General features: G+C 64.9%; 12 protein-coding genes and 1 pseudogene. 9 read left to right on the top strand and 4 right to left on the bottom strand.

Annotated features, from left to right (window positions below):
- Positions 1-87, bottom strand: a pseudogene (locus AC3WS7_RS18395) (tripartite tricarboxylate transporter TctB family protein); the annotation flags it as partial.
- A gap of 143 nt (positions 88-230) precedes the next feature.
- Entirely contained in the window at positions 231-1,253 is a 1,023-nt protein-coding gene (locus AC3WS7_RS18400; protein WP_492657355.1) for a DctP family TRAP transporter solute-binding subunit, read from the bottom strand.
- Between the two features lie 42 nt (positions 1,254-1,295).
- Between AC3WS7_RS18400 and AC3WS7_RS18405 the strand changes: the two genes are divergently transcribed.
- From AC3WS7_RS18405 to AC3WS7_RS18445, 9 genes are all read left to right on the top strand, one after another.
- A complete protein-coding gene (locus tag AC3WS7_RS18405) occupies positions 1,296-3,254 on the top strand; it encodes a two-component system sensor histidine kinase NtrB (RefSeq protein WP_492657356.1) in 1,959 nt (652 codons plus the stop codon).
- Positions 3,251-3,886, top strand: a complete 636-nt coding sequence (locus AC3WS7_RS18410) for a response regulator transcription factor (RefSeq protein ID WP_492657357.1) — start codon at positions 3,251-3,253, stop codon at positions 3,884-3,886. The genes AC3WS7_RS18405 and AC3WS7_RS18410 overlap by 4 nt, the downstream gene beginning before the upstream one ends.
- A gap of 155 nt (positions 3,887-4,041) precedes the next feature.
- Entirely contained in the window at positions 4,042-4,869 is an 828-nt protein-coding gene (locus tag AC3WS7_RS18415) for an ABC transporter ATP-binding protein (protein WP_296464383.1), read from the top strand.
- Complete coding sequence (locus AC3WS7_RS18420) at positions 4,856-5,749, top strand: ABC transporter permease (RefSeq protein ID WP_296464386.1); 894 nt, start codon at positions 4,856-4,858, stop codon at positions 5,747-5,749. The genes AC3WS7_RS18415 and AC3WS7_RS18420 overlap by 14 nt, the downstream gene beginning before the upstream one ends.
- 8 nt (positions 5,750-5,757) lie before the next feature.
- Positions 5,758-6,609, top strand: a complete 852-nt coding sequence (locus AC3WS7_RS18425) for an ABC transporter permease (protein WP_296464388.1) — start codon at positions 5,758-5,760, stop codon at positions 6,607-6,609.
- Positions 6,610-6,663: 54 nt separating this feature from the next.
- Complete coding sequence (locus AC3WS7_RS18430) at positions 6,664-7,668, top strand: ABC transporter substrate-binding protein (RefSeq protein ID WP_296464391.1); 1,005 nt, start codon at positions 6,664-6,666, stop codon at positions 7,666-7,668.
- A 16-nt stretch (positions 7,669-7,684) separates the two neighbouring features.
- Complete coding sequence (locus AC3WS7_RS18435; protein WP_296464394.1) at positions 7,685-8,311, top strand: TetR/AcrR family transcriptional regulator; 627 nt, start codon at positions 7,685-7,687, stop codon at positions 8,309-8,311.
- A gap of 218 nt (positions 8,312-8,529) precedes the next feature.
- Positions 8,530-9,384, top strand: a complete 855-nt coding sequence (locus tag AC3WS7_RS18440; RefSeq protein WP_492657381.1) for a phosphatidate cytidylyltransferase — start codon at positions 8,530-8,532, stop codon at positions 9,382-9,384.
- A 40-nt stretch (positions 9,385-9,424) separates the two neighbouring features.
- Complete coding sequence (locus AC3WS7_RS18445; RefSeq protein WP_492657358.1) at positions 9,425-11,224, top strand: bifunctional alpha/beta hydrolase/class I SAM-dependent methyltransferase; 1,800 nt, start codon at positions 9,425-9,427, stop codon at positions 11,222-11,224.
- Between the two features lie 7 nt (positions 11,225-11,231).
- On the opposite strand, the gene AC3WS7_RS18450 is transcribed toward AC3WS7_RS18445, so the two are convergent.
- Together AC3WS7_RS18450 and AC3WS7_RS18455 are read right to left on the bottom strand one after the other, a co-directional pair.
- Positions 11,232-11,837, bottom strand: a complete 606-nt coding sequence (locus AC3WS7_RS18450; RefSeq protein ID WP_492657359.1) for a CDP-alcohol phosphatidyltransferase family protein — start codon at positions 11,835-11,837, stop codon at positions 11,232-11,234.
- Positions 11,838-11,858: 21 nt separating this feature from the next.
- Positions 11,859-13,097, bottom strand: coding sequence for a phosphatase PAP2 family protein (locus AC3WS7_RS18455; RefSeq protein WP_492657360.1), 1,239 nt, complete (start codon positions 13,095-13,097; stop codon positions 11,859-11,861).
- Positions 13,098-13,117 lie beyond the last annotated feature (20 nt).

A 13,117-nucleotide genomic window follows, 5' to 3' on the forward strand; every position in this document is an offset into this window, starting at 1 on the left:
GTACCCCGTGGCGCCCCAGGCAAAGGCAACGCCTACGCCCATGAACATCAGGCCGGAGAAAAAATCTTTTTGGCTTTGCAGTTTCAAGTGATGGTCCTCGTTGTTGTTCTTGGCCATCGCGCAGTGTGCTGTGTGCGCACATGGCGACGGTGTCTTAAACGAACCGCGAAGGTTAGTCATCACGCCCCCAAGAGGGAACTGTGGTGTTCAACAGCTAGGGTTTACCCGGTCTAACCGCCGGGCAGAGCCTCGCGCACAGCGCGCAGCCAGGCCGGATCGATGCGCCGCGCCAGGTCGGCATGCACCGGCATCACCGCCGTTTTGAAACGCTGACGCTGCGCGGCGCTGGGGCTGTGCACGCGCGCGGCGCCAGTGGCATGCAGGGCGGCCAGGGCCCGGTCGTTGTGCACATCGGCAATGCTGTTGCCAAACACCAGCGCCTCGTGCAGGGCGTCGTGCAGCAGGGTGCGGTCGGCGTTGGGCAGGTTGAGCCAGAAACGTTGGTGCGTGACCACGGCGTAGCCCAGGTAGCCGTGTTGGGTCAGGCTCAGGTCGCGCTGCACGGCCTGCATGTTCTGGGTCCAGAAATTGGACACCGGGTTTTCGGTGCCATCCACCACGCCGCTTTCCAGCGCGCGCCGGGTTTCGCTGAAGGGCAGGGTGACCGGGCTGGCCCCCAGTGCCCGCATTTGCTGGGCAATCACGCGCGAGGCTTGCACGCGCATGCGCAGGCCCACAAAGTGGGCCGGTTCCAGCAGCGGGCGGTTGGCGCTCATCTGCTTGAAGCCGTTGTCAAAAAATCCCAGGCCCAGCAGGCGCTGTCGGCCCAGGCGGCCCAGCAGGCGTTGCCCCACGGGCCCCTGGGTGAGGCGTCGCACATCGGCCACGCTGTCAAACAAAAATGGCAGGTCGAACAGCTCGAACTCGGGAAACCCGATCGGCCCAAACTTGGACAGCGAAGGCGCCACCATGTCGATGGCGCCCAGCTGCAGGGCCTGCATCTCGTCCTGGTCGCCATAGAGCTGGCCCTGCGGGTAAATCTGTACCCGGATGCGCTGGCCCGTGCGCTCTTCCACCAGTGTGCGAAAACGTTCCAGCGTCATGCCCTTGGGGGTGTCGGGCGCCACCACATGGGACAAGCGGATGGTGGTGCCCGTCGCCGCCTGCCCGGCCCATGGCAGGGTGGCCGCTGCGCCCCAGGCCGCACCGCGCAGCCACTGGCGGCGGCGCAGGGGCGGGGGTGTGGCGTTCATGGACATGCTCGTTATTATGCGAGTGCCCCCCAGCCCGCCACCATGCCCGACCGCACCCCGGACCCTTCTTTCGACTTCGCCCTGCTGCGCCACGCCGAGCGTGCGGGCGCGGTGCGTGGCCGCTGGCCAGGGGTCTGGTTGCTGGGGTTTTTGGCGCTGGTGGTGGCCTCGGTGGCGGCGCTGCTGCTCTACCTGCAGCACTTCGAGGCCGAGGAGGATGCACGCCGCCAGGCCGCCGATGCGCAGTGGCTGGAGCAGAGCGTGCAGTTCCATTTTCGGCGGCTTGAAGACGACTTGCGCACCGCTGCCCGCCAAATGAACGAGGTGCAAGGCGGGCTGTTGTGGCGTGAGCCCGGTGTGCTGCTGGACCAGGGCTGGGTGGGCGCCGCACAGACCCCTGTGCCCGCGCGCTGGCAGCTGGACGAAGCTACCCACGCACAAAACGCCCAGGCTTTGGCCACCATGCACTCCACCACCAAGGGCCTGCGCCGTTCGGCCTACGCAGGTCCCATGGTGCAATTGGATGGTGCCTTGACCGACACCGTGTGGTTGGGCGTGCCCTATTTTGAGCGGGGCCAGTTTGTGGGCAACTACGTGGCCGCACTGTCCTTGAACCAGGCGGTTGCCGCCTTGGTGCCCGAATGGTTTGCCAAGGACCATGTGGTGCGCCTAGTGCTGGACGAGGGGGAGGTTCCGCCGGTGCGCACGGGTGCCTTGCAGCCTTTTCGTGCCGCCATGAATTTGGCGGGGTCTGATGTGTTTCTGGAGGTCACCCCGGTGCAGGAACGGCCCGCCACCGTGCCACGCCTGTTTTTGTTGGTGGCCATGGTGTTCTTGGGCGGCATGCTGGTGAGTCTGTGGGCGCTGCGCCGCGACATCGTCAAACGCCAGCAGGTGCAGGCCCGCCTGGAAGCCGAGGTGGCTTTGCGCACCGCCATGGAAAACTCGGTCACCATCGGCTTGCGTGCCTGGGACCTGGGCGGCAAAGTGCTGTATGTGAACGAGGCCTTCTGCCGCATGGTGGGCTATTCGGCGCAAGAGCTGGTGGGCGAGTCCGCCCCCATGCCGTATTGGCCCCAAGACCAGACCCAGGGGCTGCAGCAGGTGCATGACGACATCCTGGCCCAGGGCACCCAGCAGCAGGGTGTCGAGGTGCAGTTTCAGCACCGCAGTGGCAAGCTGGTGGATGTGCTCATTCATGAAGCCCCGCTGCACACCGCCGATGGCATCCACATGGGATGGATGAGTTCGGTGCTGGACATCAGTGAACGCAAGCGTGCCCAGCGCCTGGCGGCCCAGCAGCAGGAGCGCCTGGAAGCGACGGGCCGGCTTGTGGCGGTGGGCGAAGTGGCCTCCACGCTGGCCCATGAGCTCAACCAGCCACTGGGTGCGCTCAGCAGCTTTGCCACCGGGCTGCTGAACCGTTTGCACGCGGGCAGTATCAGCCCACACGACACCGTACCTGTGGTCAACCGCATCGCGGTATTGGCCGAGAAGGCGGGGCGCATCATCCAGCGTGTGAATGCGATTGCACGGCGGCGAGAAATTTCCTTGCAGCGCCTGGACATGGTGGCCGTGTTGCAGCGTGTGGTGCCCCAGGGGGTGGAGGCGGTGGGCCCGGTCTGGATTGCGGCGGACGAACTGCTGCTGGAGCATCTGGTCAACAACCTGGTGGGCAACGCCCAGGAGTCGGCGGCCCAAGCCGCGGCACCCGCCCTGGTGCAGGTGCGGGTGCATGCCGATGCGGCCCGCCAGGTGGCGGTGTTGTGTGTGGCCGACTCGGGCGCCGGCGTACACGAGGAGGACCGCGAGCACGTCTTTGAAGCGTTTTACAGCACTAAGGACGGCGGCATGGGCATGGGCCTGGCGATTTGTCGATCCATCGTGGAGGCCCACCACGGCCAGATCACCGTGGACCGCGACCCCCTGCTGGGTGGGGCCCGTTTCACCGTGGAGTTGCCCCTGGCGGCACAATACGAACCCGAAGCCGACACCCCATGACCCGCGCAGCCATCCACATCGTTGACGACGACCCCGACATGCGGGATGGCTTGGCGTGGCTGTTTGACTCGCGGGGCCACCAAGCCACCACCTGGGATGGTGGCCCCCCGTTTCTGGAAGCTGCCAAGGCCCTGCACGGCCAGTGGCCGCAGGCGGTGGTGGTGTTGGACATCCGCATGGTCCCCATGACCGGGCTGCAGGTGTTCGAGCAGCTCAAAGCAATGGCCTGTCCCTGGCCGGTGCTGTTCCTCACCGGCAATGGGGACGTGGGCATGGCCGTGGCCGCCGTCAAAAACGGCGCCTGGGACTTTCTGGAAAAACCGTTCCAGGACAACGTGCTGGTGGACCGGGTGGAACAGGCCCTGGCCGCCGCCGCCGCCGATGGCGATGCCAACCAGGAGGCTCACCGCCTGCGTTATGCACTGGCCTCGCTGAGCCCGCGCGAGCGTGAAGTGCTGGACCAGCTCATCTTGGGCCACTACAACAAGAACATTGCCGACCACCTCGGCATCACCCAGCGCACGGTGGAGTTCCACCGCGCCAATATCTTCGAAAAGATGGGGGTGAGTTCGGCCATCGAACTGGCCCACAAACTCGGCCGGCTGCAGCCCATCGTCAAACCGCAAGCCTAGACTGCGGTGGCGGTCCCCGTACAAACCCCAGTGGTGTGTGTGGCACGGAACTGGCTAGTATCGAACCGTAACTTGACCAATTGGTTAGGTTGTGAGCGATGAACTGGTGGCTGTGTTCCATTTTGGTGCGGCCATGACCCTAGCACCGAGCGTCAATGAACCATTCCGAAGCACTCAATGGGCAGCTTGCCCCTCCATCCGCTGGCACGCCAGCGCGCAAAGCCGTGGAGGTGCGCAATGCCAGCGTGGTCTACCAAACGGCCGACACCCCCGTCCATGCCCTGAGCGACATTTGCCTGGATTTTCACGAAGGTGAGTTTGTCTCGCTGATCGGTCCCAGCGGCTGCGGCAAGACCACCCTGATGCGGGTGATTGCCGACCTGGAACACATCAGCGCTGGCGAGGTACTGGTCAACGGCGTGAGCCCGCACGATGCACGTCTGGCGCGGGCCTATGGGTATGTCTTCCAGGCGCCCGCCCTGTTTCCCTGGCGCAACGTGTTGGCCAACGTGACGCTGCCGCTGCAGATCCAGGGCAAAGGCAAGGCCGATGCCAAACGCATCGCCATGGAACACCTGGAGCGTGTGGGCCTCAAGGGCTTTGAGGGCAAGTACCCCTGGCAGCTCTCGGGCGGCATGCAGCAGCGGGTATCGATTGCGCGCGCGCTGTCCTTCGAGCCCAAGATCCTGATGATGGACGAGCCCTTTGGCGCGCTGGACGAAATCACGCGCGACCGGCTCAACGAACAGTTGCAGCAGCTCTGGCAGCGCGAGCGCCGCACCGTGGTGTTTGTGACCCACAGCATTGCCGAGGCGGTCTACTTGTCCACCAAGATTGTGGTCATGTCGCCGCGCCCCGGGCGTATCGTCAAAGTGATTGACTCACCGCTGCCCGATGCGCGCCACCTGGGCCTGCGCGACACACCCGAGTTCATGGCGCTGGCCCATGAAGTGCGCGAGGCACTTGCCGATGGCCACCACTAAAACACTGCCCCAGCGCATCGTCCACGACTGGCTGCCGGTCACCGTCGTGCTGCTGGTGGTCGTGCTGGCTTGGTACGGTGCCGCCTGGGCCCTGAATGCGCCCGGCGCGATCGAGCGTGTCCTGGACGAGGAAGCTGGCTACACGCAGCGGGAACTGTTCGAAGCGACCATGACCATGGAGCGCCCGTTGATGCCTGCGCCGCACCAGGTGGCCATGGACTTCTACGAGAGCCTGACCGAGTGGCCTGTGGACTCCCCGCGCAACCTGATTTACCACGTCATCGTCACCGGCCAGTCCACCTTGCTGGGCTTTGTGTTGGGCACGGCGCTGGGCTTGTTGCTGTCGGTGCTGATCGTGCACAGCCGCACGCTGGACAAAGCACTGCTGCCCTGGATCGTGGCTTCACAGACCGTACCCGTGCTGGCGATTGCGCCCATCGTGCTGGTGGTGCTGGGCAGCCTGGGTTTTTCGGGCACGGCGCCCAAGGCCTTCATTGCCATGTACCTCTGTTTCTTTCCGGTCACCGTGGCCATGGTGCAAGGCCTGCGCTCGCCGCAAAAAATTGAGACCGAGATGATGCACACCTACGCTGCATCGCGCTGGCAGTCGCTGTGGCTGTTGCGCTTGCCGGCGGCCTTGCCCTTCCTCTTCCCCGCATTGCGCGTGGGTGTGGCGGCCGGGCTGGTGGGTGCCATGGTGGCGGAGCTGCCCACCGGTGCACAAGCCGGTTTGGGGGCGCGCCTGCTCACCGGGTCTTATTACGGGCAAACCACCCAAATCTGGTCGGCCTTGGTGATGTCGGCGCTGCTGGGCCTGGCGCTCACCGGCATGGTGGCTGTGGTCGAGCGCCTGGTGCTGCGCAGCCGGGGGGGCGTATGACAGAAGGGATGACTCCGATGTGGTTCTGGCCCGGCATGCTGCTCTTGGCCTTGGTGGCGGGCTACAGCGTCTACCGCATGGCCGCCGTCAACGGCAGCCGCTGGGTGGGCATGGCTACGGCCGCATTGTTTGGTGCCTGGGTGCTGGTGTTCTGGGAGATTTTGGTGCGCGCGCTCGATGTGCCGCGTGTGCTGTTGCCCGCCCCCAGCTTGGTGATCGGGTCGATGGGCGACCACGCGCCCAAGCTCTGGGGCGACTTTGTGCAGACCGTGGGCAAGGCCGTGTTGATTGGCTGGGCGCTGGGCTGCGGCCTGGGCTTTGCCGTGGCGGTGGCCATTGACCGCATGCCGTTTTTGCAGCGCGGCCTGCTGCCCGTGGCATCGCTCACCAGCGCCATCCCCTTGGTGGGCGTGGCGCCGATTGCGGTCATGTGGTTTGGCTTTGAGTGGCCATCCAAAGCCGCTGTGGTGGTGCTCATGACCTTCTTCCCCATGCTGGTGTCCACCCTGGCGGGCCTGCAGGCCGCGGGCAAGTTGGAGCGCGAGCTGATGTACAGCTACGCCGCCAGTTACCCGCGCACCTTGTTGGCACTGCGTTTGCCCGCGGCGCTGCCCTTCATCTTTGGCGCGCTCAAGGTCAACGCCACGCTGGCCCTCATTGGCGCCATCGTCGCCGAGTTTTTTGGTTCGCCCACATCGGGCCTGGGTTTTCGCATCAGCACCGAGGCCGCGCGCATGAACATGCCGCTGGTCTGGGGCGCGATTGTGGTGGCGGCGGTAACCGGATCGGTGGCCTACGCCTTGCTAGTTGCATTGGAGCGCCGCGCGGCGTTCTGGCATCCCTCAGTGCGCGAAGGGTGAGCCCGCGCTAGGTCCGTGTTGCGTTTTTCCATTAACCCGTAGAAGGAGCTTTCCATGATTCGTTCTTCCCAGTTCACCAAGGGCCTGCTGGCCCTGGCGATGGCTGCCGCTGGCTTTGGTGCCATGGCGGCAGACAAAGTGACAGTGCAGCTCAAGTGGGTGCCACAAGCCCAGTTTGCCGGCTACTACATGGCCGCGGCAAAAGGCTTCTACAAAGACGCCGGCCTGGACGTGACCATCAAACCCGGTGGCCCTGACATTGCCCCCACCCAAGTGATTGCCGGCAAGCAGGCCGACATCGTGGTGGACTGGATGCCCTCGGCCTTGGCCGCGCGTGAAGCCGGCGTGCCCCTGGTCAACGTGGCCCAGGTGTTCAACCAGTCCGGCCTGATGCTGACCTGCAAAAAAGCCAGCGGCGTAGCCAGCCCCAAAGACTTCAAGGGCAAGACCCTGGGCGTCTGGTACGGCGGCAACGAATACCCCTTCCTCAACTGGATGGGCAAACTCGGCCTGAAGACCGACTCCGACATCAAGATCCTCAAGCAAGGCTTCAACGTCGACCCGCTGCTGCAAAACCAGGCAGCCTGTATTTCCACCATGATCTACAACGAATACTGGCAAGTGGTGGACGCCGGTGTGAAGGAAAAAGACCTGGTCACCTTCTTCTATGAAAAAGAAGGCGTGGCTACCCTGGAAGACGGCCTGTACGTGCTGGAGTCCAACCTCAAAGACCCCGCCTTTGTGGAGCGCATGGGCAAGTTCCTGAAAGCCACGCTCAAGGGTTGGGACGCTGCCGTCAAAGACCCTGAAGGTGCCGCCAAGGCCGTGGTTGCTGCCGACACCTCGGGCAGCGCCAGCATGAAAGTGCAAAAGCGCCAGATGGAAAACGTCGCCAAGCTGATCACCAACGCTGGCACCAAGAAGATTGGTTACCTGGAACCTGCCGCCTATGAGCGCACCGTCAAGGTGTTGCTGGCCGGTGGCAGCGACCCCGTGATCAAGAAAGACCCGGGCAAGGCTGCGTATTCCCACGCCATCTGGGAAGCGGCACAGAAGTAACTGAATAATCGGTGGCATGAACCACGTCGCCGATGCTCCCAAGGGCCTCATTCGCCAGGCGAATGAGGCCCTGATACTTTCTGCCGCCGAGAAGGTGTTTGCGCGCGCCGGTTTCGGCGGCGCCACCATGGCCGCCATCGCCGAAGCCAGTGGCCTGCCCAAGGCCAACCTGCACTACTACTTTGGCAGCAAGGACGTGCTCTACCGCGAAGTGCTGGCCCGCATCCTCAACGACTGGCTGGTGCCCACCCACGGCATCACCGTCGACGCCGACCCCAAGACGGCCCTCACCCAATACATCCGCGACAAGATGGAGCTGTCGGCCCAGCGGCCCGATGGCTCCAAGGTCTTTGCCAACGAACTGCTGCACGGCGCCCCCGTGGTCAAGGGCTTGCTGGCCAAGGAACTGCGCACCCTGCTGCTGGAAAAAGCCGCCGTGGTGCAAGCCTGGGTCGACGCCAAACGCATGGCCAAGGTGGACGGCATGCATCTGTTCTTCACCATCTGGGCCGCCACCCAGACCTACGCCGACTTCGACGTGCAAATCTGCGCCGTGCTGGAGCAAGACGCGCTCACCCGCGCAGACTTTGACCGTGCCACCGAACACGTGGTGTCGCTGATCCTGCGCGGCTGCGGTTTATAAGCCAAATGTGCCTCTAGCCACCGTGGATATTGCGCAAACAGCTATATAAATCATAGCAATTGTGGCGCATGCATTTGGTGTGACAGCACCGTTCCAGCGTCTGAAACACAGGCTTGCAAACGTTGCCAGCCGACTCCTTACACTCTAGCCCTGCTAGCTGTCTTCAGGGAGAAGGTGTGTTTCAGGGACTGGTTTTCGACAGGGCCACCGTGTCCGCCATGCTGTCGCTGTACCTCGTGCTGGGTGCGGCGTCTGCCGTGGTGACTTGGCTGGGCCGCGCATCGCCCACGGGCACGCTGCGTTTGCAGGTCAATGCCTGGTGGTGGATCTTTCCGGTGTTCAGCGTGGCCTGGGCCTTGTACCCGTGGGGCCCCGGTTTGCTGGTGGTCCTGATTGCTGCGCTGGCCTGGCGCGAGCTGGCCCTGCACCACCCGACGGCACCCAGGCGTTTTCAGTGGGGCTGTGCTGCGCTGCTGGCGCTGCAGCTGTTGTTGGTGGGCACAGAGGTGCCGGGCGCTATAGCGCTGCTGCCTGCACTGGCGCTGGTGCAAGCGTTGCTGCTGTGGTGGCGGCCCGGGCCCCAGCGTTTGCTGTGGTTGTTGTTTTTGCTGCTGTGTGCCGGGCTGGGCTTTGTGCTGCAGCTCGAGCGCTTGCCGGTGGACGCGCCGGTGCGCCGTGCCTGGTTTTTCTACCTGTTTACGGTCACGGCGCTCAACGACGTGGCGCAGTTCATCAGCGGCAAATGCCTGGGGCGGCAGAAGATTGCCAAGACCATCAGCCCCAACAAAACCTGGGCCGGGCTGCTGGGCGGTGTGCTGGCCAGCGCGCTGGTCTCGCTCGCCCTGGGCTTGCATCTGCAGCTCGCATCCGTGCCATTTTTGCTGCTGCTGGGCGCGCTGTTGTCGCTGGCCGGGTTCATGGGCGACCTGATGTTCTCGGCGGCCAAACGTGCGCTGGGCCTCAAGGACTTCTCCAATCTCATCCCCGGGCATGGCGGCATACTCGACCGGGCTGACAGCCTGGTGCTAACCGCCCCCTTGCTCTACGGCGTGTTGCACTGGTCTTTGCACTAGCTGCGGCCCACGCGGTTGTCTTTTTTCACACAGGAACTCCATGACGAATGCAATGCCTTTGGCCCCCTGGACGTGCAGCGACGCCGGGTTTGACACCCAGGACCAGACCCGCCTTTTCTACCGCGCATGGCAGCCCCGGCATCCGCGTGCGCAGGCCGATGGGGGCCCGCGCGCGCTGATTTTTCTGCACCGCGGGCATGAGCATTCGGGTCGCATCCAGGCACTGGTGGAGCAGCTGGGCTACACGCAAGATTGGGCCTTTGCCTGGGACGCGCGAGGCCATGGCCATTCGCCCGGTGAGCGGGGTGACGCGCCTGGTTTTGAGACCCTGGTGCAGGACTTTGACGACTTTGTGCGCCACCTGCAGGCGCGCCACGGGATTGCGCCGCACAACACCCTGGTGGTGGCCAACAGTGTGGGCGCAGTGATTGCCGCCACCTGGCTGCACGACTACGCGCCCGGTGTGCGTGGCGTGGTCATGGCGGCGGCGGCGTTTGACATCAACCTCTACGTGCCGCTGGCCAAACCGGCGCTGCGCCTGGCCATGGGTTTCAAAAAGGACCTGTTTGTCACTAGCTACATCCGCTCGAGCATGCTCACGCACTCCAAAGAGCAGGCGCTGGCCTATGACGCAGACCCGCTGATCACCAAAAACATCTCGGCCCGCGTGCTGCTGGACCTGGCCGACACCGCGCAGCGCGTGGTGCATGACGCCAGCGCCATCGACACGCCCATCCTGATGCTGGTGGCCGACCAGGACTATGTGGTCAAGCAGGCACCACAAAAGCTGTTCTTTGAGCGCCTGTCCTCCAGCCTCAAGCGCATGGTGGTGCTCAAGGACTGCCGCCACGCCATCTTTTACGAGAGCGATGCGGTGCGCAACCAGGCCGTGCAGGAAGCGTGCACCTTTATCGACGCCTGCTTTGCCCAGGTACCGCTGGCCGCCACGCACTACCACGCGGCCGACACCCACAGCGCCAGTGCGCGCCAGTACCAAGCGCTGCTGCGTGACGAGATTGGCCCCTGGCCGATGCGCGCTTTCTTTGCATTGCAAAGGGTGCTGCTGGGTAGCCTGGGGCGGCTGAGCAAGGGCATGCGCATTGGCCTGGAGCACGGCTTTGATTCCGGTGCCTCGCTGGACTATGTGTATGGCAACCAGCCCCAGGGTGACTGGGGTGTGGGTAAGGCGGTGGATGGCGGCTACCTGGGCGCGGTGGGCTGGCGCGGCATCCGCCTGCGCCGCTGGCAAATGCAAGAAGCGCTGGCACAACTGATCGCCCAGCACCCGGCCGCCGAGCCGCTGCGCATTTTGGACATCGCCGCTGGCGGCGGCCGTTACGTGCTGGAGACCGTGAAGCGTTTTCAGGACCGCGACATCCACGTAACCCTGCGCGACTACGCAGCACACAACCTGCAGCAGGCTCAGCGCCTGGCCGACCAACTGCAGCTGAAGCAGCCGCCCGAGTTGCAGCAGCGCGACGCCTTTGCCGATGCCAGCTACGACGACGGCGCCGCACCTTATGACATCGTCATCGTGTCCGGCCTGTACGAGCTGTTCAACGACAACGCAGCGGTGCTGCGCTCACTGCGCGGCGTAGCCCGCCAGCTCAAGCCGGGTGGCCATCTGGTGTACACCGGCCAACCGTGGCACCCCCAGTTGGTGCTGATTGCCAAGACTCTGAACAACCACGTGGGCCAACCCTGGACCATGCGGCCCCGGCCTCAGGCCGAGATGGACGCCCTGGTGGCCAGCGCGGGCTGCCGCAAGGTGGCTACGCGGATTGGGCTGGAGGGAATTTTTACGGTGTCCGTGGCGCGCCACGAGCCTGCGGGCCCCTAAGCGGCGTTCAGCCCACGGCCCGCACCGCCGCGCACACTCGGTTGCGCAGGGTCCAGCCCAGCAGGACCAGCACCAGCACGAGCAGGCTGTTGGTCCATGCGGGCGTGGCAGCGCTGCCCACCAGCAGGCCCAGCAGGCCAAAGGCCACGGCCCGGTCGCTCTTGCCCATAGGGCCGTCAAAGCGGCGCTGCGTGCCTGCCGCCAGCGCGGCCAGGCCGGTGCACTCCACCCAGGACGCGGCCACCACCACCACCACCAAAAGCCCCGCGTGCACGCCCGGCACCAACGCAAAGGGCAGGTACAGTGCGGCGTCCGACACCTGGTCACACAGCTCGTTGAGCACGGCGCCCAGTGGTGTTTTTTTGCCGGTGGCGTTGGCCAGCATGCCGTCCAGCGCATTGAGCGCCATGCGCACCAGCAGCACCAGCGGCAAGCCGTACCAGAGCGCCTGGCTGCCGGGATAGAGTGCCAGTGCCGCCCCGTAGAGCAGCATCAGCCCGGTGGTGGACAGCGTGAGCTGGTTGGGGCTGATGCCCCAACGCGCCAGGCGCTGCAGCAGGGGCTGCAACAGTTGTTGAAAACGGGGCTTGAGCTGGTAGACGGAAATACGCATGGGCAGGTCGGCGTGAACGGGTCAGTGGGGTGTGACCGCTTGCGGATACTGGGCCAGGTAGGCGCTGGCCATTTGTTGGCTGCGGCTATAGCCCATGGCGCAATGCAGGTACACCGGGTGCCCGCACTGTAGCGCGTCGTACACCAAGGCCAGCACGCGCTGCACATCGGCGCTGCTGGGCGGCACCAGGTCCAGCAGGGGCACATGGTGGTAGTGCGCGGTGCGCAGCGCCGGGGTCTCGCTCAGCTCATTGGCCAGGTCCACCACGGCGCAGCCGGGTGGCAGCCGCTGTGCTTGTGTATTGCTGAGGCGCCTGCCCACCCACAAGCCGGGCACCACCTGGGCACACGGTGGGTGCCTGCGCTCACGCCATTGCACGCACAGCCAGGTGAGGCGGTAGCCCAGCAGGTAGGGGGCGTAGAGCAGCCAGGCCCACCACGCAAAGCGGCCCTGGGTTTTGTGCAAAAAATGTGCGTCGCCTGCGGCATAGGCCCGCGCCACCAGCAGCAGGCTGGCAGCACCATAGGCCGTGAGCCACCACGGCCACCAAGCCATGCCCAGCACCACCACCATGCCTGCACCCAGCGCGTAGTACAGGGCGACCCAGGGCACTTGCCGCTGGGGCCGCACCAGCTTTATGCAGGCCCCACCCAACAGGGCACCGGCCAGCACATCCAGCACATGGTGCTGGTAGGTAAACAGCGTGGCCACCGACACCAGGCCCAGCGTGAGCAACAAAGCCACCTGTGTGGCACGCCCCGCACACAGCGGTCGCCATGCGAACCAAAAAATGCAGCAATACGCCACGTGCAGCGAGGGCAGCTGGTTGTAGGGCTGATCCAGCACTCCCAGCGCCGCGTACATCGGAGCCCATAGCGCAGAGGTCACCTCGGGCCGCACCAAACTGAACCGCAGCGGCGCCAGCACAAACACCAGGCAAGCCAGCACTGTGGCCAGCAGCAGGCGCTGGCTCAGCACCCGCAGGGCGTCCACCGAGCCCACCGCCCAAAAGCTGCCCACAAAAAACACCCCCGACAACATATAGGGCAAGACCATCCACGGCACGAACGCAATGTGCGCGTCTAGTGCGGTGGCCACGCTGCGGCTGATGCCTTGCTGCTGCGCCAGCAGGTTGGCGGCGGGGTAACACAGGCCAAAGGCCACGGTGTTCAGCAGCCCGTGGCGCAGGCGCTGCGCCAGGGTGGCGCGTGCCGGCGTAGTGGGTTGATAGGCGGTCAACATCGGGGTTGGCAAACGCATGGTGCGCGGGTGTGTGTGCT

It is taken from the genome of Rhodoferax sp. EU05-FHT12H12, assembly GCF_058791215.1.

Excerpts from the sequence above, each read along its gene's own strand:
- AC3WS7_RS18400 (WP_492657355.1), bottom strand. The coding sequence starts at position 1,253 with ATGAACGCCACACCCCCGCCCCTGCGCCGCCGCCAGTGGCTGCGCGGT.
- AC3WS7_RS18405 (WP_492657356.1), top strand. The coding sequence starts at position 1,296 with ATGCCCGACCGCACCCCGGACCCTTCTTTCGACTTCGCCCTGCTGCGC.
- AC3WS7_RS18410 (WP_492657357.1), top strand. The coding sequence starts at position 3,251 with ATGACCCGCGCAGCCATCCACATCGTTGACGACGACCCCGACATGCGG.
- AC3WS7_RS18415 (WP_296464383.1), top strand. The coding sequence starts at position 4,042 with ATGAACCATTCCGAAGCACTCAATGGGCAGCTTGCCCCTCCATCCGCT.
- AC3WS7_RS18420 (WP_296464386.1), top strand. The coding sequence starts at position 4,856 with ATGGCCACCACTAAAACACTGCCCCAGCGCATCGTCCACGACTGGCTG.
- AC3WS7_RS18425 (WP_296464388.1), top strand. The coding sequence starts at position 5,758 with ATGACTCCGATGTGGTTCTGGCCCGGCATGCTGCTCTTGGCCTTGGTG.
- AC3WS7_RS18430 (WP_296464391.1), top strand. The coding sequence starts at position 6,664 with ATGATTCGTTCTTCCCAGTTCACCAAGGGCCTGCTGGCCCTGGCGATG.
- AC3WS7_RS18435 (WP_296464394.1), top strand. The coding sequence starts at position 7,685 with ATGAACCACGTCGCCGATGCTCCCAAGGGCCTCATTCGCCAGGCGAAT.
- AC3WS7_RS18440 (WP_492657381.1), top strand. The coding sequence starts at position 8,530 with ATGCTGTCGCTGTACCTCGTGCTGGGTGCGGCGTCTGCCGTGGTGACT.
- AC3WS7_RS18445 (WP_492657358.1), top strand. The coding sequence starts at position 9,425 with ATGACGAATGCAATGCCTTTGGCCCCCTGGACGTGCAGCGACGCCGGG.
- AC3WS7_RS18450 (WP_492657359.1), bottom strand. The coding sequence starts at position 11,837 with ATGCGTATTTCCGTCTACCAGCTCAAGCCCCGTTTTCAACAACTGTTG.
- AC3WS7_RS18455 (WP_492657360.1), bottom strand. The coding sequence starts at position 13,097 with ATGCGTTTGCCAACCCCGATGTTGACCGCCTATCAACCCACTACGCCG.